The sequence below is a fragment of the Amycolatopsis lexingtonensis genome (genome assembly GCF_014873755.1).
Taxonomy (GTDB): Bacteria; Actinomycetota; Actinomycetes; order Mycobacteriales; family Pseudonocardiaceae; genus Amycolatopsis; species Amycolatopsis lexingtonensis.
On the sequence record NZ_JADBEG010000001.1, the window covers coordinates 5306170 to 5328754 of the forward strand.

Consider the following 22585-nt stretch of genomic DNA (forward strand, 5'->3'; position numbering starts at 1 on the left):
GGGTTGGGTACCCAGCCGCTCAGACCTCGAAGCGGTAACCCATACCCGGTTCGGTGAGCAGGTGCCGGGGCCGGGAGGGCTCCGGCTCCAGCTTGCGCCGCAGCTGGGCCAGGTACACGCGCAGGTAGTGGGATTCCGTCTCGTACGACGGGCCCCACACCTCGTGCAACAGCTGCTTCTGCGCCACCAGCCGGCCGCGGTTGCGGACCAGCAGCTCCAGCACGCCCCACTCCGTCTTCGTCAGGTGCACCTCCGAGCCGTCGGCGAGGCGGACGCGCTTGGCCGCGAGGTCCACGCTGAACGACGACGTGTCCACCACCGCATCGGCGCCGTCCGCGCCGGCCACCGCCGAGCGGCGGACCGCCGCCCGCAGCCGCGCCAGCAGCTCGTCCATGCCGAACGGCTTCGTGACGTAGTCGTCCGCGCCCGCGTCGAGGGCCTGGACCTTGTCCGCCGAGTCGCCGCGGGCGGACAGGACGATGATCGGGACAGTCGTCCAGCCGCGCAGGCCCGCGATGACCTCCGTGCCGTCGAGGTCCGGCAGGCCGAGGTCCAGCACCACCACGTCCGGCTTGGTCTCGGCCACCGCCTTCAACGCGGCCGTGCCGTCGTGCGCGGTGATCACCTTGTACCCGCGGGCGTTGAGGTTGATCCGCAGTGCACGCACGATCTGCGGCTCGTCGTCCACCACCAGCACGGTGGCACCCGGGTCGCTCATCGCACCCCCTCTTCCTGGAACTCGACGGTGAACGCGGGCAAGGAGACCACGATCGTGAGGCCGCCGCCCGGGGTGTCCTCCGCGCGGATGGTGCCGCCCATCGCCTCGGTGAAGCCCTTCGCCACCGACAGCCCGAGGCCGACGCCCGGGGTCGCGTCGCGGTCGCCGCCCAGGCGCTGGAACGGCGCGAACGCCGAGGCCGCCGCGCCCTTGCGCAGGCCCTTGCCGTGGTCGGTGATCCGCAGCTCGACCTGGCCGGAGTGCGCCGACGCGCGCGCGGACACCGGTGCGCCGCCGTGCCGGAGCGCGTTGTCCAGCACGTTCGCCACCACCCGTTCCAGGAGACCGGGGTCGGCGAGCACCGCCGGGAGCTGGTCGTCCACCGCGACCCGCACCGCGTCCGAGGCGTCCACATTGGACAAGGCGTGCGCGACGACCTCGTCGTACCCCACCGGACGCAGGTGCGGCTTCACCGCGCCGGTGGCCAGCCGCGACGAATCGAGGAGGTTGTCGATCAGGCCGGCGAGCCGGTCGGCGGACAGCTCGATGGCCTCCATCAGCTCGGCGGTGTCCTCTTCGGACAACTGCAGGTCGGGCGCGCGCAGGCTGCCGATGGACGCCTTGATCGACGTCAGCGGCGTCCGCAGGTCGTGCCCGACGGCCGAAAGCAACGTCGTGCGCAGCTCGGTCGCCTCGGCCTTGCGTTCGGCGCGGGCCGCCGCGGCCGCCGTGCGCTGCTGGCGCAGGGCGAGCAATGCCTGGCCGGCCACGGCTTCCAGCACCCGCCGGTCGGCCGCCGGCAGCGCGCGCCCGCGCAGGGTCAGGTGCACGTCCGCGGTGACGGCGATGTCGACGTCGGCCTCGTCCGGGTCCGCGCACGGGTGCTCCCCCGCGCACGCCACCGCCCGCCACTCGCCTTCCTGCTTCTCCAGCAACGTCACCGACGTCAGCCCGAAGTTCTCGCGGACCTTCTCCAGCAGCCGCTCGATCGGGTTCGCGTGGGTCAGCACGGTCCGGGCGTACGACGCCAGCAGCGCCGCTTCCGTCCGCGCCCGCGCCGCCTGCGTGGCCCGGCGCGCCGCCTGGTCGACGACCAGCGCGACCAGCACCGCGACCACGACCATCGCGATCAGCGTCACGAGGTTCTGCGGCGTGTGCACGTTGAGCGTGTACAGCGGCGGGGTGAAGAAGAAGTTGAGCAGCCCGGCGCCGAGCACGGCCGCGACGAGCGCCGGGCCGAGGCCGCCGACCAGCGCCACGACGACCGTGGCCAGCACGTAGGAGATCACGTCGGTGGCGAAGTCGAGGCCCGTCGGGACGAAGATCCCGACGACGGTGACCAGCACCGGCAGCACGACGCTCAGCACCCAGCCCGCGACCAGCCGCGAGAACCCCAGCGGGCTCGCCCCGAGCCGGGCCCGCAGCCGTCCGCCTGCCTCGGAGTGGGTGACCATGTGCACGTCGATCGGCCCCGACCGCTGGACGACCGACGCGCCGATCCCCTCGTCGAACAGCCGCGCCACGCGGGAGCGCCGCGAGGTGCCGATCACCAGCTGGGTCGCGTTGACCCCGCGGGCGAAGTCCAGCAGCGCGGCCGGGACGTCGTCGCCGACGACGGTGTGGAAGGTCGCGCCGACCTCCTCGGCCAGGGTGCGGCAGCGGGCCATCGCGGTCGGGCCGATGCCGGACAGGCCGTCGCCGCGCAGGATGTGCAGCACCTGCAGCTCGGCGCCGGCGCGGGTGGCGATCCGGCTGGCGCGGCGGATCAGCGTCTCGCTCTCCGGCCCGCCGGTGATGGAGACGACGACGCGTTCGCGCGCCTCCCACGTGTCGGTGATCCGCTGCTCGGCGCGGTAGCGCTGCAGGGCGACGTCGACCTGGTCGGCCACCCAGAGCAGCGCCAGCTCGCGCAACGCCGTGAGGTTGCCGGGGCGGAAGTAGTTGCCGAGCGCGGCGTCGATCCGCTCGGCCGGGTAGACGTTGCCGTGCGCGAGGCGCCGCCGCAGGGCCTCGGGCGTGATGTCGACCAGCTCGAGCTGTTCGGCGCGGCGGACGACCTCGTCGGGCACGGTCTCCTGCTGGGTGACGCCGGTGATCCGCTCGACGACGTCGTTGAGGCTCTGCAGGTGCTGCACGTTGACCGTGGACAGCACGTCGATGCCGGCTTCCAGGAGCTCCTCGACGTCCTGCCAGCGCTTGGCGTTGCGCGAACCCGGCACGTTCGTGTGGGCCAGCTCGTCGACGACGGCGACCTCGGGCGCGCGGGCGAGGACGGCGTCGACGTCCATCTCGTCGAACGCGCGGCCGCGGTGGTCCGCGTGCCGCCGCGGGACGATCTCGAGGCCGTCGAGCAGCACCGCGGTCTTCTCGCGGCCGTGCGTCTCGACCAGCCCGACGACGACGTCGGTGCCGCGGTCGAGCCGCCGCCGCGCTTCGCCGAGCATGGCGAAGGTCTTGCCGACGCCCGGAGCCGCGCCGAGGTAGATCCTCAGTTCTCCCCGGCGCGGCTTCGAAGGCGTGTTTTCGGTGGTCACGCTGTCAGTGTGCCCCTCCGGCCGCGGCTTGCACGGCCAAGTTGAGCGGGAGCACATTCACGCCGGGGACGCCGATCCCCGCGCCGCTCGTGTTCTGGTCGATCAGCTGCTTCACCCGGTCGAGGGGCAGCCCCGTGTTCTTCGCGACCCGCTGTGCCTGGAGGTCGGCGTAGGCGACGCTGATCGCCGGGTCGAGGCCGGAAGCGGACGCGGTGACGGCGTCCGGCGGCACCTGGCCGGGTGACACGCCTTCGCGCTGCGCGATGGCGGCCCGCCGCTCCTGGATGGTCTTCACGAGGTCCTCGTTGTACGGGCCCTTGTTGGACGCGCCGGACGGCATCTCGGGGGTGGCCGCCGACGGCCGGGTGTGGAACCACGGGTCGCGCGCCGGGTCGGCGGGCACCGGGTCGACGCCGATGAGCGACGACCCGACCGCTTGACCGTGCTGCGTGACGATCGAGCCTTCGGCGTTCGACTCCAGGCCGGGGATGCGGGCGATGGCCCACACGGCGAGGGGGTAGAGGATCCCGAGCAGGACCGTCATCACGATGAGGACGCGCAGCCCCGCCCAGGTCTGCTTGACGAGCGTGGTCACTTTCGTTCACCCAATTCCGGGGATGAGGCGCACGAGCAGGTCGATCAGCCAGATCCCGAGGAAGGGGCTGACGATCCCGCCGAGGCCGTAGACGAGCAGGTTGCGGCGCAGCAGGGCCGAGGCCGACGACGGCTTGTACCGCACGCCGCGCAGGGCCAGCGGGATGAGCACGACGATGATCAGCGCGTTGAAGATGACCGCCGACAGGATCGCCGACTTCGGCGTGGCCAGGTGCATGATGTTCAGCCCGCCCAGCTGGGCGTAGATCCCGGTGAACATCGCGGGCAGGATCGCGAAGTACTTGGCCAGGTCGTTGGCGACGCTGAACGTGGTCAGCGCGCCGCGGGTGATCAGCAGCTGCTTGCCGATCTCGACGATCTCGATCAGCTTCGTCGGGTCGCTGTCGAGGTCGACCATGTTCCCGGCTTCCTTGGCCGCCGAGGTGCCGGTGTTCATCGCGACGCCGACGTCGGCCTGCGCGAGCGCGGGGGCGTCGTTGGTGCCGTCGCCGGTCATCGCGACCAGCCGGCCGCCTTCCTGCTCCTTCTTGATGAGCGCCATCTTGTCTTCGGGCTTGGCTTCGGCGAGGAAGTCGTCGACGCCCGCGTCCGCGGCGATGGCCTTGGCGGTGAGCGGGTTGTCGCCGGTGATCATCACCGTCTTGATGCCCATCGCGCGCAGCTCGTCGAAGCGCTCCTTCATGCCCGGCTTGACGACGTCGGACAGCCGGATCACCCCGCGCACCACGGCGTCCTCGGCGACGACGAGCGGCGTGCCGCCCTGGGCGCTGATCTCGTCGACCACGCGCTCGGTCTCGTCGGGGAAGTCACCGCCGTTGTCGCGCACCCACGCGCGGACCGCGGACGCGGCGCCCTTGCGGATCCGCCGGGTGCCGATGTCGATACCGCTCATCCGCGTCTGGGCGGTGAACGGGACGAACTCGCCGTGCTCGTCCTGGGCCGCGTAACCCGACGTCAGCTCGACGACGCTGCGGCCCTCGGGGGTCTCGTCGGCGAGACTGGCCAGCCGGGCGGCCCGCGCGAGTTCGTCCGGTGTGGACGTTCCGACCGGGATCAGTTCGGTCGCGCGGCGGTTGCCGAAGGTGATCGCGCCGGTCTTGTCGAGCAGCAACGTCGAGACGTCGCCCGCCGCTTCGACCGCGCGGCCCGACGTCGCCAGGACGTTGCGCTGCACCAGGCGGTCCATGCCCGCGATGCCGATCGCGGACAGCAGCGCGCCGATCGTCGTCGGGATCAGGCAGACGAGCAGGGCGGTCAGCACGATCACCGACTGCTCGGAACCCGAGTAGCGGGCCATCGGCTGCAGCGCGACGACGGCGAGCAGGAAGATGATCGTCAACGTCGAGAGCAGGATCGTCAGCGCGATCTCGTTCGGCGTCTTCTGCCGCGAAGCGCCTTCCACCAACGCAATCATCCGATCCACAAAGGACTCGCCCGGTTTCGTGGTGATGCGCACGACGATCCGGTCGCTCAGCACCGTCGTGCCACCGGTGACGGCGCTTCGGTCGCCGCCGGACTCGCGGATGACCGGCGCGGACTCGCCGGTGATGGCCGACTCGTCGACGGTGGCGATGCCCTCGACGACGTCGCCGTCACCGGGGATCACCTCGCCCGCTTCGACGACGACCAGGTCGCCGATCGTCAGCTCGACGCCGGGCACCTGCTCCTCCGAGCCGGTCGCGGTGAGGCGGCGCGCGACCGTCTCCTTCTTCGACCGCCGCAGGGATTCCGCCTGCGCCTTGCCGCGCCCTTCGGCGACGGCTTCGGCGAGGTTGGCGAACAGGACCGTGAACCACAGCCAGACGGCGATCAGGATGGTGAACACGCTCGGGTCGGTGACCGCGAAGACCGTGGTGAGCGCGGATCCCACCCACACCACGAACATCACCGGGTTCCCGAGCTGGTGCTTCGGGTTCAGCTTCCGGAACGCCTCCGGCAGCGACGTCCAGAGCTGGCGGGGGCTGAAGATCCCGGCGCCGACCCGGCTCGTGGTTTCGACAGGTGTCACCTGGGGTCGTTCTTCGGTGACGGTCATGCGAGTGCCTCCGCGATGGGCCCGAGCGCGAGCGCCGGGATGAACGTGAGGGCCGCGACGAGCACCACCGTGCCGGTGAGCATGGTGGCGAACAGCGGCCCGGTGGTGGGCAGCGTGCCCGCGGTTTCGGGCACCTTGCGCTGCGCGGCCAGGGAACCGGCCAGGCAGAGCACGGCGAGGATCGGCACGAACCGGCCGAGCGCCATCGCGACGCCGAACGAGGACTGGAACCAGTCGCTCGTCGCGGTCAGGCCGCCGAACGCGCTGCCGTTGTTGTTGCCGGTGGACGCGTAGCCGTAGAGGATCTCGGACAGGCCGTGCGCGCCGCCGTTGCCGAGCGCGCCCGCCGTGTCCGGCAGCAGCAACGCGATCCCCGAGCCGAGCAGCACCACGGTCGGCATGGCCAGCATCGCGATGGCCGCGCAGGTGACCTCGCGCTTGCCGAGCTTCTTGCCCAGGTACTCCGGCGTGCGCCCGACCATCAGGCCGGCCAGGAACATCGCGATGATCGCCATGACGAGGATGCCGTAGAGGCCGGTGCCGACGCCGCCGGGCGAGATCTCGCCGTAGAGCATGTTCAGCAGCGGTCCCCCGCCGCCGAGGCCCGAGAGGCTGTCGTGCGCGCCGTTGACCGCGCCGGTCGAGGTGCCGGTGGTGGTGTCGGCGAAGATCGACGTCAACCCGATGCCGAACCGCTGTTCCTTGCCCTCCATGCTCGCGCCCGCGGCCAGGGCCGCCGGGTTGCTCGCGTTGGCTTCGGAGAACCAGATGATGGCCAGCGAAGCCGCCCACAGCAGGCCCATCACGCCGAGCAGGACGTACCCCTGCTTGGGCTTGCCGACGAGCTTGCCGAACGCGCGGGTCAGGCTGACCGGGATCACCAGGATGAGGAACAGCTCGATCAGGTTGGTCCAGGCGTTCGGGTTCTCGAACGGGTGCGCGGAGTTGGCGTTGAGGATGCCGCCGCCGTTCGTGCCCAGCTCCTTGATCGCCTCCTGGCTCGCCGCGGGAGCCAGGGCGATGGTGCTCTGGCTGCCGTCCGGGTTGGTGACGGCGACGCCGGCCTTGAGGCTCTGCACCACACCGAGCGCGACCAGCACGATCGCGAAGACGAACGCCATCGGCAGCAGGACGCGGATCGTGCCGCGCGTGAGGTCCACCCAGAAGTTGCCGAGCCGGTCGGTCTTCGCGCGGACGAACCCGCGCGTCACGGCGATCGCCACGGCCAGGCCGACGCCCGCCGACAGGAAGTTCTGCACGGTCAGCCCGGCCATCTGCACGAAGTGGCCCATCGTCGTCTCGGGGACGTAGGACTGCCAGTTCGTGTTGGTGACGAAGGAGATCGCCGTGTTGAACGCGACGCCGGGGCTCACCGAACCGCGGCCGAGGTTCCACGGCAGGACCGGCTGCAGCCGCTGCAGCAGGTAGAGCAGGACGACCGAGACGAACGAGAACCCGAGCACGCCGGCGGCGTAGGTCGGCCAGCGCTGTTCGGAGTCGGGGTTGACCCGGAAGAGCTTGTAGAGGCCCTTTTCGAGCTTCAGGTGCTTCTCGGTGGAGAAGACGCGCGCCAGGTAGTCGCCGAGCGGTTTGTAGACCGCGGCGAGGGCGGCGAGGAGCAGGCCGAGCTGGATGAGCCCGGCCGTCGTGTCGGACATCAGAATTTCTCCGGCTTGATCAGCGCGACGAAGAGGTAGACGAGCAGGCCGAGCGCCAGCAGCCCGCCGATGACGTTGGCTACGGTTCCCGCGCCGCTCACAGCTTCTCCAGTCCGCGCAGCGCCAGCGCGAGCACCACGAACACGCCGATCAGCAGGACGGCGTAGAGCAAGTCGGCCACAGGCACCTCTCAAGACGGGTCACCGGGTTCGGTGACCGGACGCGTTCACTCTGCGGCTCGGGGACCACGTCCCGACCTGCGGCTGACGGCGCCTTGATGCGTTCCTGACACGCATTTACGCCGTCTTTATGGCTGGTGGCGGCCATCACGCAAACGTTTGCCGATTAATCACGCAATGCAGTTGGTCAGTGACTCGCGACACAACGCGTGACGGAACAAGTGCGGAACGTGCAATTCGGGCAGACAAGATCTACAGCCCGTGTTACACCTGTGTTACCGATAGTTGTATCGGCTAAGCAAATCTTGGGAGAGGGGATCACCTATGTGCGGTATCGCCGGCTGGGTTTCCTACGACGCCGACCTCACCCGCCGCCAGGAAGTGGTCGACGCGATGACCGCGACCATGTCCTGCCGTGGCCCGGACGACGTGGGCACCTGGGTGCGCCGCAACGTCGCGCTCGGCCACCGGCGGCTGGCCATCATCGACCTGCCCGGCGGCCGGCAGCCGATGTCGGTGCACACGCCGAACGGCGACGTCGCGATGGTCTACAGCGGTGAGGCCTACAACTTCACCGAGCTGAAGGAAGAGCTGACCAAGCTCGGCCACCAGTGGGAGACCGACAGCGACACCGAGGTCGTGCTGCACGGCTACCTCCAGTGGGGCGACGCGGTCGTCGACCACCTCAACGGCATGTACGCCTTCGCGATCTGGGACGAGCGCGACGACCGGCTCGTGATGATCCGCGACCGGATGGGCATCAAGCCGTTCTACTACTACCCGACGCGCGACGGCGTCCTGTTCGGGTCGGAGCCGAAGGCCATCCTGGCGAACCCGCTCGCGAAGAAGGTCGTCGACCTCGACGGCTTCCGCGAGCTGGCCGGCTTCACCAAGCGGCCGGGCTGGTCGCTGTGGAAGGACATGGAAGAGGTCCAGCCGGGCACGATCGTCACCGTGTCCCGCGAGGGCATCAAGACCCGCACCTACTGGAAGCTGGACGCGAAGAAGCACACCGACGACCAGGAGACGACGGTCGCCCGCGTGCGCGAGCTGATGACCGACATCGTCAACCGCCAGCTCGTCGCCGACGTCCCCCGTTGCGTGCTGCTTTCCGGCGGGCTCGACTCGAGCGCCGTCACCGGCCTCGCCGCCGCGCGGCTGGCCGAACAGGGCGAGCAGCTGCGGACGTTCTCCGTCGACTTCTTCGGCCAGGAGGAGAACTTCAAGCCGGACGAGATGCGCGACACCGCGGACTCGCCGTTCGTGCGGGACGTCGCTCAGCTGGTCAACTCCGCGCACGAAGACGTCATGCTCAACCCGGGCGACCTGACCGACCCCGAGGTCCGGCGCGCGGTGCTGCGGGCCCGCGACATCCCGGCCGGCCTCGGCGACATGGACACGTCGCTGTACCTGCTGTTCAAGGCGATCCGCGGCCAGTCGACGGTGGCGCTGTCGGGCGAGTCGGCCGACGAGGTGTTCGGCGGCTACCGCTGGTTCCACGACGAGAAGGCCGTCAACGCGGACACGTTCCCGTGGCTGGCGTTCCGGACGTCGATGATGGACGAGCGGGCGTCGCTGTACACGCCGGAGCTGGTGAAGAGCCTCGACGTCGAGTCCTACGTCGCCGATCAGTACGCTTCGGCCGTTTCCGCGGTCGAGCACCTCGACGGCGAGTCCGAGCGCGAGGCGCGCATGCGGACGATCTGCAACCTGCACTTGACCCGGTTCGTGCGGATGCTGCTCGACCGCAAGGACCGCGCGTCGATGGCGGTGGGCCTGGAGGTCCGGGTGCCGTTCTGCGACCACCGGCTGGTCGAGTACGTCTACAACACGCCGTGGTCGCTGAAGACGTTCGACGGGCGGGAGAAGAGCCTGCTGCGGCACGCTACTTCTCATGTCCTGCCGGAGTCGGTGGCCCAGCGGGTGAAGAGCCCGTACCCGTCGACGCAGGACCCGGGCTACGCGGCGGCGCTGCAGCAGCAGGTCAAGGAGGTACTGGCCGAGCCGAAGCACGACGTGTTCGGCCTGGTCGACCGCGCGTGGGCGCACCGGGCGTCCGAAGTGGACCCGGCGACCATGGACCCGGCCATGCGCATCGGCCTGGACCGGGTGCTCGACTTCTACCACTGGATCGAGATGTACTCCCCCACGCTCGAACTGTCTTGAAGTCCGTGAAGGCCTCCTTACCGGCTTTTTTGCCCGGTAAGGAGGCCTTCACGGCACTTGACCTCAGGTGCGCTTGAGGTGTGAGGCTCGGGGCATGAAGGTGCTGCTGTTCGGCCGCAACCCGGCCACGGTCTCGAGGGTGACGGCGGCGCTGTCCGCGGCGGGTCTCGCCGCGGACGGCGTCGTCTCGGAGGAGTCGGCGCTCTCCTGGCTCGGTGTGGTGGACGCCCTGGTGCTGGGCGCGGGGGTGGTGGGCCCGCTGCGGGAACGGGTGACGGCCGCCGCGGTCCGGCACGGGGTGGTGTGGGTGCAGGGGCCGCACATCCTGCCGGAGCGGGACGCGCTCGAGTACGTGCGGACGGAGATCCTGCCGAAGCTGCGGTCAGCTCAGCGGTAGTTCCGCCCGCACCTCGTCGCCCTCGGTGGTGAGGTGCGCGCCCAGCCCGGCCAGCAGCGACCGGGCTCCCGCGTTGCCCGCCGTGGTCGACCCGATCATGCGGGCTGCTCCGGTCGTGCGGGCTTCGGCCAAGAGCAGCTTCATCACCTCGCGGCCGATGCCGCGGCCCCGGACGTCCCGGCTGAGCCAGATCCCCGCCTCCACGGCGTCGCCGTGGTGTTCCAGGCGGGCCGCTCCCACCGCGGTGCCGTCCGCGTCGACCACCCACGTGCGCTCCACCGCCGTGGCCGGATCGAGGCAGCGGCCGCGGTGGAACTCGAGAAACGCCGCCCGGCGCGCGGGTATCCAGCCCGGTGGGCCCTCGACCGGAGGCATGACGTCCAGGGGGTCGGCTCCGGCGACGGCGGCGTCGAGCAGCCGCGCGAGGGCGCCCTCGTCGAGCCCGGTCAGGGCGATCATGCCCGGAGTCTGCCCGCCGGGCGCCCGGGTGCGCGACCGGGTTTCAGCGCCGGACCTCCGCCAGCTTCACCGGACGCCGTTCGCGGCGGGAGACCTCGCACGCCTCCGCGATGTAGAACGCCTCCAGCGCGTCCGCCGCCACGCACGGCGATGGCGCCCGGCCCGCGACGACGTCCAGGAACGCGCGCAACTCGGTCGTGTACGCCGGGCGGAACCGCTCCATGAAGCCCGGGTACGCCGGGCCCGGCAGTGGTGCCACGCCCGGCTCCACCGAACGCAGCGGGGACCGGTCGTCCAGGCCGACTACCACGCCGGACACCGAACCCAGCACGTCCAGGCGCACGTCGTAGCCCGCGCCGTTGTAGCGGGTCAGGGACACCGTCGCCAGGGTGCCGTCGTCCAGGGTGAGCGTCGCCGCCGCCGTGTCGACGTCGCCCGCGTCGGCGAAGAACCGCTCGCCGCGGTTGGCGCCGATCGCGTACACCTCTTCGACCTCGCGGCCGCTCACCCAGCGGATGACGTCGAAGTCGTGGACGCCGCAGTCACGGAACAGGCCGCCCGAGTGGGCGACGTACTCCGCCGGCGGGGGCGCCGGGTCGAACGTCGTCGCGCGCAGCGTGTGCAGCCAGCCCAGTTCGCCCGACGCGACCGCCGCCCGCGCCGCCGCGTAGCCCGCGTCGAAGCGGCGCTGGAAGCCGATCTGCACCGGGACGTCGGAAGCGCCGATGCGGTCGATGACGGCCAGTGTGCCGGGGATGTCCGCGGCCACCGGCTTTTCGCAGAACACCGGGATGCCCGCGTCGACCGCCGCGATGATCAGGCCCGGGTGCGCGTCCGTCGCCGCCGTGACGACCAGGCCGTCGATCCCCGCGGTGAACAGGTCGTCGAGGGCAGCCGTCTCGACGCCCAGCTTCGCGGCGGCCGCGGCAGCGCGTGCCGGGTCGACGTCGGCCACCACGACCGACTCGACCTCGTCGAAGCCCTTCAGCGTCTCCGCGTGCGCGGCGCCGATCCGGCCGGTGCCCGCCAGTCCCAACCTCATCGTGGTGCTCCTCCTGTAGCAGCGGAAACTTCGGTGGTGGTCGCGCGGACCACCAGTGACGGGTGCAGCAGGTGCCGGACCGGCTCCGTGCGCTCCCCGCGGACGCGCTCGAGCAGCGCCGCGAAGGCCAGCCTCGCCATGTCGGTGCGCGATTGGTCCACTGTGGTCAGCGAGAGGTGCCGCAGCGCGGCGAGCGACGTGTTGTCGTAGCCGACGACCGACACGTCCTCCGGCACGCGCAGCCCGGCTTCTTCGAGGGCCGAAATCGCGCCCACGGCGTTGAAGTCGTTGCCGGAGACCAGCCCCGTCGGCAGGTCGGCGCGCGAGTACGTGGCGAGCAGCTCCCGCACGGCGGTCTCGCCCCCGATGTCGGTGTGCTCGCTGCGCACGACGATCGGCTCCAGGCCGTGCTTCCGCATCGCGGCCTCGAAGCCGCGCCGCCGCTGGGCCGCGCCGGCCGCGCCGCCGCCGTCGAGGTGGGCGATGCGGCGGTGCCCGAGGCCGGCCAGGTGGTCGACCGCCAGCGCGGAGCCCGCCTCGCCGTCGTCGTTGACGGTGTCCACTGTGGACGAGCGGATCGTCCGCGAAACCAGCACGACCGGGCACTGCTTGGCCGCTCTCTGGATCGATGCCGCCGGGACGACCGGCGAAAGCAGGATGATCCCCGCCGGGCGGAAGGAAAGGAGGTTGTGCAGGGCGTTCCACTCGCGCGTGGGACTGCGGCCGCCCGTGTTGAGGATCAGGTCGAAGCCCGCGGCCTGCGCGGCGCTGTCCAGTTCCTCGACGATGTCGGCGAAGAAGGCGTTGCGCAGGTCGTTCACCATCACGCCGAGCACCGTCGACGTCCGGCTGGCGAGCGACCGCGCCATCACGTGCGGCTGGTAGCCGAGTTCCTCGGCCGCGCGCAGGACCGCCGCGCGCCGGGCGTCGGACACCTTCGGCGAATTCCGCATCACCAGGGACACCAGCGCGCGCGAAACGCCCGCCCTGGCGGCGACGTCCTCCATCGTCGGACGCACGTGACACCCCCTGATCTCGGAAAACTCGGCCTTGACTTGCTGTGACCGACGCTACAAGATTAGAGCGCTCTAATCAATAGAGCGCTCCAACGGACCAACGGAGGCCCCTTGTGACAGCGACGATCCGAGTAGCCGCCGCGCCGATCTCCTGGGGTGTCTGCGAAGTCCCGGGCTGGGGCCGGGTGCTGGACGCGGGAACCGTGCTCGGTGAGATGGCGGCGCTCGGCGTCCAGGCGACCGAGCTGGGCCCGCCCGGGTACCTCCCGCGCGACCCGGCGGAGCTGCGGGAACTGCTCGGGCGGTACGACTTGACGCTCGTCGGCGGCTTCCTCGCCGTCGTCCTGCACGAGAACCAGGAAAACGCACTGAAGGAAGCCGAAGAGTCGGCCGCGCTGTTCGCTGCGTGCGGGGGCGACGTCCTGGTGCTCGCCGCCGCGACCGGGCTCGACGGCTACGACGAACGCCCGAAGCTCACCGACGCCGAATGGGCGACGCTCGTCGAAACCGCGAGCAAGATCCACGACATCGCCGCCGCCCACGGCCTGCACACCGTGCTGCACCCGCACGTCGGGACGCACGTGGAGCAGCAGGCCGAGGTCGAGCGGTTCCTCGCCGATTCCGATCTGGGCTTGTGCCTCGACACCGGGCACTTGATGATCGGCGGGACGGATCCGGTGGAGCTGGCGAAGCGGTATCCCGAACGGGTGGGGCACGTGCATCTCAAGGACGTCCGGGCGGACCTGGCGGCCGAAGTCCGCGCGGGGCGGCTCGGCTACACCGACGCGGTCGGGCGGGGCATCTACACCCCGCTCGGCGAGGGGGACGTGGACGTGGCGTCGATGGTGCGCTCCGTCCAGGCGGCCGGCTACGACGGCTGGTACGTCCTCGAACAGGACACCGCCCTCGGCGCGGAGAGCCCCGACGACGTACCCCGGCGGGACACCGAGCGCAGCCTGGCCCACCTCGCGAAGATCCTCGACTCCCTGTAATCCCTGGTCCCAAAGGAGTGACTGTGTTCTCAATCAAGAAGCTGGCCGGCGTGGCGGCGATCGCCGCCGCCGGGCTGGTCCTGTCCGCCTGCAGCGGCCCGTCCGCCGACAACTCGTCGAGCGGCAGCCCGAGTTCCCAAGCCGCGGCGCCGAGTTCGGGCGGCCCGCTGAAGGTCGCCGTGGTCACCCACGGCACCGCCGGCGACGCCTTCTGGAACGTCGTCAAGAACGGCGCCGAGCAGGCGGGCAAGGACCTGAACGTCGGCGTCGACTACTTCGCCGACGGCGACCCCGGCAACCAGGCCAAGCTGATCGACAACGCGGTCGCGCAGAAGGTCAGCGGCCTGGTGGTTTCGATGGCGAACCCGCAGGCCCTGCAGACGTCGATCCAGAACGCGGTCAAGGCCGGCATCCCGGTCGTCACCATCAACTCCGGCGAGGACTCCAGCGCCGCCTTCGGCGCGATCGCGCACGTCGGCCAGAGCGAGGGCCTCGCGGGCCAGGGTGCCGGGCAGCGGCTCAAGGCGGCCGGCAAGACGAAGCTGCTGTGCGTCATCCACGAGGCCGGCAACATCGGCCAGAACCAGCGCTGCGACGGCGCGAAGCAGACCTTCGGCAACGTCTCCACACTGCAGGTCGACATCTCCAACCCGACCGACGCGCAGGCCCGGATCCGCGGCGCGCTGCAGTCCGACCCGTCGATCGACGCCGTGCTGGCGCTGAACTCGCAGGTCGCGGCGCGCGCGGTGGACGCGGCCAAGGAGGCGAGCTCCAAGGCGCAGGTGGCGACCTTCGACCTGAACGCCGACGTCGTCGCGGCCATCAAGGCGGGCACGATCCTCTTCGCCGTCGACCAGCAGCAGTACGAGCAGGGCTACCTGCCGATCGTGTTCCTCAAGCTGTACAAGGAAAACGGCAACACCATCGGCGGCGGCAAGCCGGTCCAGACCGGCCCGGGCTTCGTCGACAAGACCAACATCGACACCGTGGCCCCGTACGCGGAGCGCGGCACGCGATGACCGCGGCGATCCAAGCCCAGCCCGACGAGCGCGTCGGGAAGAAAAGCTTGACCGATCGGCTGGTGGTCCGCCCGGAGATCGGCGCGCTGCTCGGCGCCGTGCTGGTGTTCGTCTTCTTCTCCGTCGTCACCGGCCAGTTCCTCAGCCCGCTGGGCGTGGCGACCTGGCTCGACGACTCCTCGACGCTGGGCATCATGGCCGTCGTGGTCGCGCTGCTCATGGTCGGCGGCGAGTTCGACCTCTCGGCCGGCGTCATGACGGCGTCGACGTCGCTGGTCACGGCGATCCTGGCGACGCAGGCAGGCTGGAACGTCTGGCTCGCGCTGGCGGTTTCGCTCGTTTTCGCGCTCGGCGTCGGGGCGTTCAACGGCTGGCTGGTGATGAAGACCGGGCTGCCGAGCTTCATCGTCACGCTCGGGTCGTTTCTGGCGCTGCAGGGGCTCAACCTCGGTGTGACGCGGCTGGTCACCAACACCGTGCAGGTGTCGGGGATGCGCTCGACCAGCGGCTACGAGTCGGCGGGCGCGCTGTTCGCGTCCACCTTCGCCGTCGGCGGCACCGAGTTCCAGTCGTCGATCATCTGGTGGATCGTCGTCACGGTGATCGCGGCGGTGCTGCTCGTGCGCACCCGCTTCGGCAACTGGATCTTCGCGGTCGGCGGGTCGCAGGTGTCGGCCCGCTCGGTCGGCGTGCCGGTGGTGCGCACGAAGATCCTGCTGTTCATGGGCACCGCGCTCGGCGCGTGGCTGGTCGGCTCGATCAACATCCTGCGCTTCGCGAGCGTGCAGGCGAACCAGGGCATCGGGCTGGAGTTCCAGTACATCATCGCGGCGGTGATCGGCGGCTGCCTGCTCACCGGCGGGTTCGGCTCGGCGGTGGGCGCGGCGATCGGCGCGCTGATCTTCGGCATGGCGCGCCAGGGCATCGTGTTCGCGCAGTGGAACAGCGACTGGTTCATGCTGTTCCTCGGCATCATGCTGCTGGCCGCGGTCCTGGTGAACAACGCCTTCCGGCGCCGCGCGGAAAGGGTACGCCGATGAGCCTGCTGGAAGTACGCGACATCGGGAAGACCTACGGCAGCGTGATCGCGCTGCGCGAGGTGTCCACTGTGGTCAACGCGGGCGAGGTCACCTGCGTGCTCGGCGACAACGGCGCCGGGAAGTCCACGCTGATCAAGATCCTGGCCGGGGTGCACCAGCACGACCAGGGCGAGTTCCTCGTGGAAGGCGAGCCCGTGCGGTTCGCCTCGCCGCGAGAGGCGCTGGACCGCGGCATCGCGACCGTGTACCAGGACCTCGCCGTGGTGCCGCTGATGAGCGTCTGGCGGAACTTCTTCCTCGGTTCCGAGCCGACGACGGGATTCGGGCCGTTCCGGTTCCTCGACCGGAAGAAGGGCCGCGAGACGACCAAGAAGGCGTTGTCCGACATGGGCATCGACCTGCGGGACGTCGAACAGCCGGTCGGGACGCTCTCCGGTGGCGAACGCCAGTGCGTCGCGATCGCGCGGGCGGTGTACTTCGGCGCGAAGGTGCTGATCCTCGACGAGCCGACCGCCGCGCTCGGCGTCAAGCAGGCCGGGGTGGTGCTCAAGTACGTCGCCCAGGCCCGGGACCGCGGGCTCGGCGTCGTGCTGATCACGCACAACCCGCACCACGCCTACCCGGTCGCCGACCGGTTCCTGCTGCTCAAGCGGGGTGCGCCGCTCGGGTCGTACGAAAAGGCGGAGATCGGCATCAACGAGCTGACCCGGCAGATGGCGGGCGGCGCGGAACTGGAAGCCCTCGAACACGAACTGCGGCAGGTGGAGAAGGCGTGAGTCTCGAAGCGCTGACGATCGGGCGGGTGGGTGTCGACCTCTACCCGGAGCAGAGCGGCGTCCCCCTGGCCGGCGTCAGCACTTTCGCCAAGTCGCTCGGCGGCACCGCGACCAACGTCGCGGTCGCCGCCGCGCGGCTCGGCCGGCGCACGGCGGTGCTGACCAAGGTCGGGCCGGACGGCTTCGGCGACTACGTCCGGCAGGCCCTCGACGGCTTCGGCGTCTCACCGGCCTTCGTGGGCACTTCGCCGGAGCTGCAGACGCCGGTAGTGTTCTGCGAGCTGAACCCGCCCGCGGACCCGCCGCTGCTGTTCTACCGCTCCCCCATCGCCCCCGACCTCACGCTGACCGACGACGACGTGCCGTGGGACGTCGTCGAGTCGGTCCCGCTGCTGTGGGTCACCGGTACCGGCGTCTCCGCCGAGCCCGCGCGAGCCACCCAGCGGAAGATCCTCGAAGCCCGTGGCCGCCGTGCGCACACCGTCCTGGACCTCGACTACCGGCCGATGTTCTGGCCCGACGTCGAAAGCGCGCGGACCGAGATCGGCGGGATGCTCGACCACGTCACCGTCGCGGTCGGCAACCGCGCCGAGGTCGAGGTCGCCGTCGGCACCGCGGATCCCGACACCGCCGCCGATCGCTTGCTGGAGCGCGGGCTGCACCTGGCCGTGATCAAGAAGGGCGCCGAGGGTGTCCTGGTGGCGACGCCGGAGGGGCGGTCGACCGTGCCGCCGCAACGCGTCGAGGTCGTCTGCGGGCTCGGTGCCGGTGACGGCTTCGGCGGGGCGCTGATCCACGGGCTGCTCTCCGGCTGGGACCCGGTGCGCATCGCGGAGTACGCGAACGCGGCGGGCGCGCTGGTGGCGTCCCGGCTCGCCTGCGCCGACGCCATGCCGACCGCGGCCGAAATCGAGGAGCTGCTGTGATCCTCACCGACGACCGCTGGCGCGAACTCCTGCACACCCGCGCCACCGACCCGGGCGCGGTCCGGCAGGCCTACGCGACCCGCAAACGCCGGGCGAAACTGCTGTCCGACAGCGGAACCCTGTTCCTCGTCGCGGCCGACCACCCGGCCCGCGGGGCACTGGGCGTCGGCGAGGATCCGCTCGCCATGGCCGACCGGCGGACGCTGCTGGAGCGGCTGCTCGTGGCGCTGGCCAACCCGGCCGTCGACGGCATCCTCGGCACCCCCGACGTCGTCGAGGAGCTCCTCCTGCTCGGCGCGCTGCACGACAAGGTCGTCTTCGGCTCGATGAACCGCGGCGGCCTCGCCGGCGCGGACTGGGAGATCGACGACCGGTTCACCGGCTACGACGCCCGCACGCTCGTCGACTGCGGGCTCGACGGCGGCAAGATGCTGCTGCGGCTGGTCGACGCCGACCCGGGCACCATCCCGACGTTGCAGGCCTGCGCCGACGCCGTCACCGAGCTGGCCGCGTACGGCCTGGTGGCGATGGTCGAGCCGCTCCCCTACCGCCGGGACGGCGGGAACCTGGTGCTGCAGAAGGATCCCGTGTCCCTGGCCCGGGCGGTCACCGTCGCTTCCGGCCTCGGCGCGACGTCGGCGCACACCTGGCTCAAGCTGCCCTCGACCGACTCGCCCGAGGTCCTCGGCGCGACGACGCTGCCGGTGGTCGTGCTCGGCGGCGTGCCGTCCGGCGATCCAGCCGCCGACCTGGCCTCCTGGGGCCGGACGCTGCGCCACGACGTCGTCCGCGGCCTGGTCGTCGGCCGCACCCTGCTCTACCCGCCCGGCGGCGACGTCGGTGCGGCCGTCGAAGCCGCCGCGAAAGTACTGGAGGCCGCGAAGTGAGCAAGCTCCACCGTCCACTCGGGACACTGTCCGACGATACCGACCCGGTCCGGCTCACCCCGGACAGCGCGGGCTGGACCTACACCGGGCTGCGGGTCCTGACCCTGGCACCCGGCGAGACACGGATCCTGCACACCGGCGAGTTCGAGGCCTTCGTGCTGCCGCTGGCGGGGTCCGCGACCGTCCGCGTCGACGGGCAGGTCTTCGAGCTGCGGGGCCGCGAGTCCGTCTTCACCCGCGTGACGGACTTCGCCTACGTACCCCGCGAAGCCGAAGTCGAGTTGTCGACCGCGGACGGTCTCACGGTCGCGCTGCCGATGGCCCGCTGCACCCGCCGCCTCTCCGCGAAGTACGGGCCGGCCGAGGACGTGCCGGTCGAGGTCCGCGGGGCCGGGCAGGCGACCCGGCAGGTGACCAACTTCGGCGTGCCCGGGGTCTGGGACCACGCCGACAAGCTCAACGCGTGCGAGCTGATCACGCCGGGCGGGAACTGGTCGTCGTACCCGCCGCACAAGCACGACGAAGCGTCCGAGTGCGAAGTGGTCAACGAGGAGATCTACTACTTCCGCATCGCCGGGCGTGATGGCGTCACGCCGTCGCGCGAGGGCTTCGGCCTGCACCGGACCTACACCGCCGACGGCGAGCTGGACGAGGACGTCGCCGTGCGCGACCACGACGTCTTCCTGATCCCGCGCGGCTACCACGGGCCGTGCGTGGCCGCGCCCGGCTACCCGATGTACTACCTGAACGTCCTGGCCGGACCGGCCGAAGAGCGGTCCATGGCGTTCTGCGACGACCCCGCGCACGGCTGGGTCCGCGACACCTGGGCGGCGCAGGAGCTCGACCCGCGCTGCCCCGTCACGAGTCACGAAGGGCTTGTCCAGTGAAGCTGACGACGGCTCAGGCGCTGGTCCGCTGGCTCCTCTCCCAGCGCTCGGAAACCCTGGACGGCGCGGAAGTCCCGCTCTTCCCCGGGGTCTTCGCGATCTTCGGGCACGGGAACGTGCTCGGCCTCGGCACGGCGCTGGAGGAGCACCGCGGCGAGATCCCGGTGTGGCGCGGGCACACCGAGCAGGGCATGGCGCTGGCCGCGGTCGGGCTGGCGAAGGCCACGCACCGGCGGCAGGTCGGCGTCGCGACGTCGTCGATCGGACCGGGCGCGCTGAACATGGTCACCGCCGCCGGGGTCGCGCACGCGAACCGGCTGCCGGTGCTGCTGCTGCCGGGCGACACGTTCACCGGCCGCGCGCCGGACCCGGTGCTGCAGCAGATCGAGCCCTTCGGCGACGCGACCGCGACGGTGAACGACGCCTTCCGCGCGGTCTCGCGCTACTTCGACCGGATCAGCAGGCCCGAGCAGCTGATCTCGACGTTGCCGCAGGTGACGCGAGTGCTCACGGACCCGGCGGACAGCGGGCCGGTGGTACTGGCGCTGCCGCAGGACGTCCAGGCGGAGACGTACGACTTCCCGGACGCGCTGTTCGCGCCGGTGACGCACCGCCCGCCGCGCCCGCGCCCGGACCGGCGTTCGGTCACCGAGGCGGCGGGTGTCCTGCGGGCGTCCCACCGCCCGCTGCTGGTGCTCGGCGGCGGGGTCCGGTACTCGGGTGCCGCGCGCCGCGCCCTCGACTTCGCCGAACGGCACGGGATCCCGGTCGTGGAGACGACGGCGGGCCGCACGCTCGTGCCCCACGACCACCCGCTGCACGCGGGGCCGCTGGGCGTCACGGGCTCGTCGTCGGCGAACGTCCTCGCGGCCGAGGCGGACGTGGTCCTGGCCGTGGGGACGCGGCTGCAGGACTTCACGACGGCGTCCTGGACGGTGTTCTCGCCCGACGTCCGCCTGGTGTCGCTCAACGCGGCCCGCTTCGACGCGGTCAAGCACGGCGCCCTGTCCGTGACCGGGGACGCCGACGCGGGCCTGGCCGACCTGTCCGCCCAGCTCGAAAGCTGGCGGGTGGACCCGGCGTGGACATCGCGGGCTTCGACTGAACGGGCTTCTTGGGACGCGCACATCGAGACGCTGCGTTCTTCCGCTGCGGAGGTTCCTTCCTATGCGCAGGTCGTCGGGGTCGTGAACGACCTGTCGGCGGCGGACGACTACGTCATGACGGCGTCGGGTGGGCTGCCGGGTGAGCTGATCGGCGGCTGGCGCGGGGCCGGCGCGGTGTCGATGGACGTCGAGTACGGGTTCTCGTGCATGGGGTACGAGCTGTCCGGCGCGTGGGGCGCGGCGATCGCGTGGCCCGGCCTGGTGACGACGCTGCTGGGTGACGGCTCGTACCTGATGCTCAACTCCGAGCTGTTCTCGGCGGCGTTCGCGGGGCACCCGTTCGTCGCGGTCGTGTGCGACAACGACGGGTACGCGGTGATCGCGCGGCTCCAGGAGGGGCAGGGCGGGAAGCCGTTCAACAACTTCTACGCCGACTGCACGACTTCGCACGCTTCGCCGCCACGGGTGGACTTCGCGCGGCACGCGGAGTCGCTGGGCTGCCTGGTGTTCGATGCGTCCACAGTGGACTCACTGCGGACGGCGTACGCGAACGCCCGCAAGGCCGCCGTGGCCGAGCGGCGCCCGGCGGTCGTCGTGGTGAAGACGCAGCCGTCGGCGTGGACGGAAGCCGGAGCGTGGTGGGAGGTCGGGGTGCCGGAGCACCTGGCCGGCCGGGACGAGTTCGAGCGGGTCAAGCCGGGGCAGGTGCGCTATCTGAAGTCCTGAGCCGGACCCGGGGACGCAGGGTGAAGCCGCTCGGCTTGAGCGTCAGCGACTCCACGATCTTCAGCCGGTACGCCGGGTCGACGTCGAAGTCGTAGCGCTGCAGCACCACGCCCAGCGCCAGCACGGCTTCGTGCAGCGCGAACTGGCGGCCGATGCAGGCGCGCTCGCCCGTGCCGAACGGCTTGTACGCCTGCGCCGGCCGCTTCTTCACCGCCGCGGGCTCGAACCGGTCCGGGTCGAACGCCTCCGGGTCCGGACCCCAGGCCGCGGGGTCGCGGTGCACCAGCGGGAGCGGGACGATCACCCAGTCGCCCTTGCGCATCCGGTACTTGCCGCCGAGCACGACGTCTTCGCGCGCTTCGCGGGAGTAGCCGGGCGCGGTCGGCCAGAGCCGCATCGCCTCGTCGAGCACGCGGCGGACGTACCGCAGCTTCGCGACGTCGGCGAACGCCGGCTCGCGATCGCCCCACACCGCGTCGACCTCGGCGCGGGCCTTCGCCAGCAGCTCGGGGTGGCGGGTCAGGTAGTACAGCGCGAACGACAGCGCGCCGGACGTCGTTTCGTGGCCGGCCACGACGAACGTGATCGCCTGGTTGCGGATGTTCACCGGGTCCAGGCGCTCCCCCGTCACCGGGTGGCCCTCGGTGAGCATCAGGCCGAGCAGGTCGCGGCGGTCCTCACCGCTGCCGCGCCGTTCGGCGATGACCTCGTCGACCAGGTCCGTCATCACCGCGATGTCGGCCCGGTTCTGCTCCGGCGTCCCGGCGAAGGCGCGCCGGACGAACGGCAGCTTGACGTTCTGCAGCTGCGCGTACCGCAGCGCGCGGATCATCGCCGTGACGAACGGGTGCGGTTCGGCGCGCTCGAACGAGCCGAACCGGTAGCCGAAGCCGGCCCGGCCGATGGTCTCCAGGGTCAGCCGGGTCATGTCGGCGGAAACGTCGACCGGGCCGGTCGCCGCGTCCCACGCCGCCACCAGCTCGCGGGCGACGTCGAGCATGATCGGGTGGTAGCGGCGCATCGCCTCGGCGGAGAACGCCGGCTGCAGGATGTCGTGCGCCAGCCGCCAGTTCGGCTCGTGGGTGTGCGCGGTGAACAGGCCGTCGCCGCCGAGGGCGCGCAGGTTCTCCACGCCCATGGCGACGTGCTTGCCGAACTTCGTCTCGTCGTTCAGCTCGGTGACCAGGTCGACGCCGCCGACGAGGACGAGCTCGAAGCCGAACACCTTGCGCGTGAAGATCGGCCCGAGCCGCTTGCCGATGCGCACGGTGTCCTGCAACGGCGTGCGCGGGTTCGCGCCGATCAGGTCGCCGATCACCGGCAGGCGACCCGGCCGGTGCGGAATCCCGCTGGTGTCCACGGCTGCTCCTTGTTGAACCCGGATCCAATAAGCTCACGATCCCCCGC

The 22585-nt window shown here is 71.2% G+C and carries 20 protein-coding genes; 10 read left to right on the forward strand and 10 right to left on the reverse strand.

The features are described from left to right. Nucleotides 1–19 precede the first annotated feature (19 nt). From H4696_RS23800 to kdpF, 6 genes are read right to left on the reverse strand one after another with little or no spacing between them, the layout of a single operon-like run. Nucleotides 20–718, reverse strand: coding sequence for a response regulator (locus H4696_RS23800; RefSeq protein WP_086857276.1), 699 nt, complete (start codon nt 716–718; stop codon nt 20–22). Continuing rightward, the gene (locus H4696_RS23805; protein ID WP_086857277.1) at nt 715–3252 is read right to left on the reverse strand and encodes a sensor histidine kinase; all 2538 of its coding nucleotides are present in this window, start codon (nt 3250–3252) and stop codon (nt 715–717) included. Before H4696_RS23805 ends, H4696_RS23800 begins: the two co-directional genes overlap by 4 nt. 4 nt (nt 3253–3256) lie before the next feature. Continuing rightward, entirely contained in the window at nt 3257–3847 is a 591-nt protein-coding gene (locus tag H4696_RS23810) for a potassium-transporting ATPase subunit C (RefSeq protein WP_086857278.1), read from the reverse strand. Between the two features lie 6 nt (nt 3848–3853). Next, nucleotides 3854–5902 carry a potassium-transporting ATPase subunit KdpB gene (kdpB, locus tag H4696_RS23815; RefSeq protein ID WP_086857279.1) on the reverse strand — a complete coding sequence of 683 codons (2049 nt, stop codon included), beginning with the start codon at nt 5900–5902 and terminating at the stop codon, nt 3854–3856. After that, complete coding sequence (gene kdpA, locus H4696_RS23820; protein ID WP_086857280.1) at nt 5899–7560, reverse strand: potassium-transporting ATPase subunit KdpA; 1662 nt, start codon at nt 7558–7560, stop codon at nt 5899–5901. The genes kdpB and kdpA overlap by 4 nt, the downstream gene beginning before the upstream one ends. Further along, the gene (kdpF, locus tag H4696_RS23825; RefSeq protein ID WP_086857281.1) at nt 7560–7661 is read right to left on the reverse strand and encodes a K(+)-transporting ATPase subunit F; all 102 of its coding nucleotides are present in this window, start codon (nt 7659–7661) and stop codon (nt 7560–7562) included. Before kdpF ends, kdpA begins: the two co-directional genes overlap by 1 nt. A gap of 402 nt (nt 7662–8063) precedes the next feature. Between kdpF and asnB the strand changes: the two genes are divergently transcribed. Next, nucleotides 8064–9905, forward strand: a complete 1842-nt coding sequence (gene asnB / locus H4696_RS23830; RefSeq protein WP_086857282.1) for an asparagine synthase (glutamine-hydrolyzing) — start codon at nt 8064–8066, stop codon at nt 9903–9905. 94 nt (nt 9906–9999) lie between these two features. Next, on the forward strand, nt 10000–10302 hold the full coding sequence (locus tag H4696_RS23835) for a hypothetical protein (protein ID WP_086857283.1): 303 nt from the start codon (nt 10000–10002) through the stop codon (nt 10300–10302). Here H4696_RS23835 and H4696_RS23840 read toward each other — a convergent pair. Genes H4696_RS23840 through H4696_RS23850 form a run of 3 tightly spaced genes read right to left on the reverse strand, consistent with a single transcriptional unit; the run spans nt 10288 to nt 12810 of the window. Then, entirely contained in the window at nt 10288–10761 is a 474-nt protein-coding gene (locus tag H4696_RS23840) for a GNAT family N-acetyltransferase (RefSeq protein ID WP_086857284.1), read from the reverse strand. The genes H4696_RS23835 and H4696_RS23840 overlap by 15 nt on opposite strands. A 43-nt stretch (nt 10762–10804) precedes the next feature. Further along, the gene (locus tag H4696_RS23845) at nt 10805–11803 is read right to left on the reverse strand and encodes a Gfo/Idh/MocA family protein (protein WP_192782500.1); all 999 of its coding nucleotides are present in this window, start codon (nt 11801–11803) and stop codon (nt 10805–10807) included. After that, on the reverse strand, nt 11800–12810 hold the full coding sequence (locus H4696_RS23850; RefSeq protein WP_086857285.1) for a LacI family DNA-binding transcriptional regulator: 1011 nt from the start codon (nt 12808–12810) through the stop codon (nt 11800–11802). Before H4696_RS23850 ends, H4696_RS23845 begins: the two co-directional genes overlap by 4 nt. 122 nt (nt 12811–12932) lie before the next feature. On the opposite strand from H4696_RS23850, the gene H4696_RS23855 reads away from it, so the two are divergent. From H4696_RS23855 to iolD, 8 genes are read left to right on the forward strand one after another with little or no spacing between them, the layout of a single operon-like run. Continuing rightward, the gene (locus tag H4696_RS23855) at nt 12933–13811 is read left to right on the forward strand and encodes a TIM barrel protein (RefSeq protein WP_086857286.1); all 879 of its coding nucleotides are present in this window, start codon (nt 12933–12935) and stop codon (nt 13809–13811) included. Nucleotides 13812–13834: 23 nt separating this feature from the next. After that, the gene (locus tag H4696_RS23860; protein WP_086857287.1) at nt 13835–14830 is read left to right on the forward strand and encodes a sugar ABC transporter substrate-binding protein; all 996 of its coding nucleotides are present in this window, start codon (nt 13835–13837) and stop codon (nt 14828–14830) included. After that, nucleotides 14827–15870, forward strand: a complete 1044-nt coding sequence (locus H4696_RS23865) for an ABC transporter permease (RefSeq protein WP_086857288.1) — start codon at nt 14827–14829, stop codon at nt 15868–15870. Before H4696_RS23860 ends, H4696_RS23865 begins: the two co-directional genes overlap by 4 nt. Continuing rightward, nucleotides 15867–16646 (forward strand): ATP-binding cassette domain-containing protein, encoded by a 780-nt coding sequence (locus tag H4696_RS23870; RefSeq protein ID WP_086857289.1) that lies wholly within the window; start codon nt 15867–15869, stop codon nt 16644–16646. Before H4696_RS23865 ends, H4696_RS23870 begins: the two co-directional genes overlap by 4 nt. Further along, nucleotides 16643–17572, forward strand: a complete 930-nt coding sequence (iolC, locus tag H4696_RS23875; RefSeq protein ID WP_086857290.1) for a 5-dehydro-2-deoxygluconokinase — start codon at nt 16643–16645, stop codon at nt 17570–17572. Before H4696_RS23870 ends, iolC begins: the two co-directional genes overlap by 4 nt. Then, a complete protein-coding gene (locus tag H4696_RS23880) occupies nt 17569–18459 on the forward strand; it encodes a Cgl0159 family (beta/alpha)8-fold protein (RefSeq protein ID WP_086857291.1) in 891 nt (296 codons plus the stop codon). Before iolC ends, H4696_RS23880 begins: the two co-directional genes overlap by 4 nt. Then, nucleotides 18456–19346 carry a 5-deoxy-glucuronate isomerase gene (iolB, locus tag H4696_RS23885; protein WP_086857292.1) on the forward strand — a complete coding sequence of 297 codons (891 nt, stop codon included), beginning with the start codon at nt 18456–18458 and terminating at the stop codon, nt 19344–19346. The genes H4696_RS23880 and iolB overlap by 4 nt, the downstream gene beginning before the upstream one ends. Then, nucleotides 19343–21178 carry a 3D-(3,5/4)-trihydroxycyclohexane-1,2-dione acylhydrolase (decyclizing) gene (gene iolD / locus H4696_RS23890; protein ID WP_086857293.1) on the forward strand — a complete coding sequence of 612 codons (1836 nt, stop codon included), beginning with the start codon at nt 19343–19345 and terminating at the stop codon, nt 21176–21178. The genes iolB and iolD overlap by 4 nt, the downstream gene beginning before the upstream one ends. Here the strand turns inward: iolD and H4696_RS23895 are convergent. Continuing rightward, nucleotides 21144–22538 carry a cytochrome P450 gene (locus tag H4696_RS23895; RefSeq protein ID WP_086857294.1) on the reverse strand — a complete coding sequence of 465 codons (1395 nt, stop codon included), beginning with the start codon at nt 22536–22538 and terminating at the stop codon, nt 21144–21146. The two genes, iolD and H4696_RS23895, sit on opposite strands and share 35 nt — an antisense overlap. Nucleotides 22539–22585: the final 47 nt, after the last annotated feature.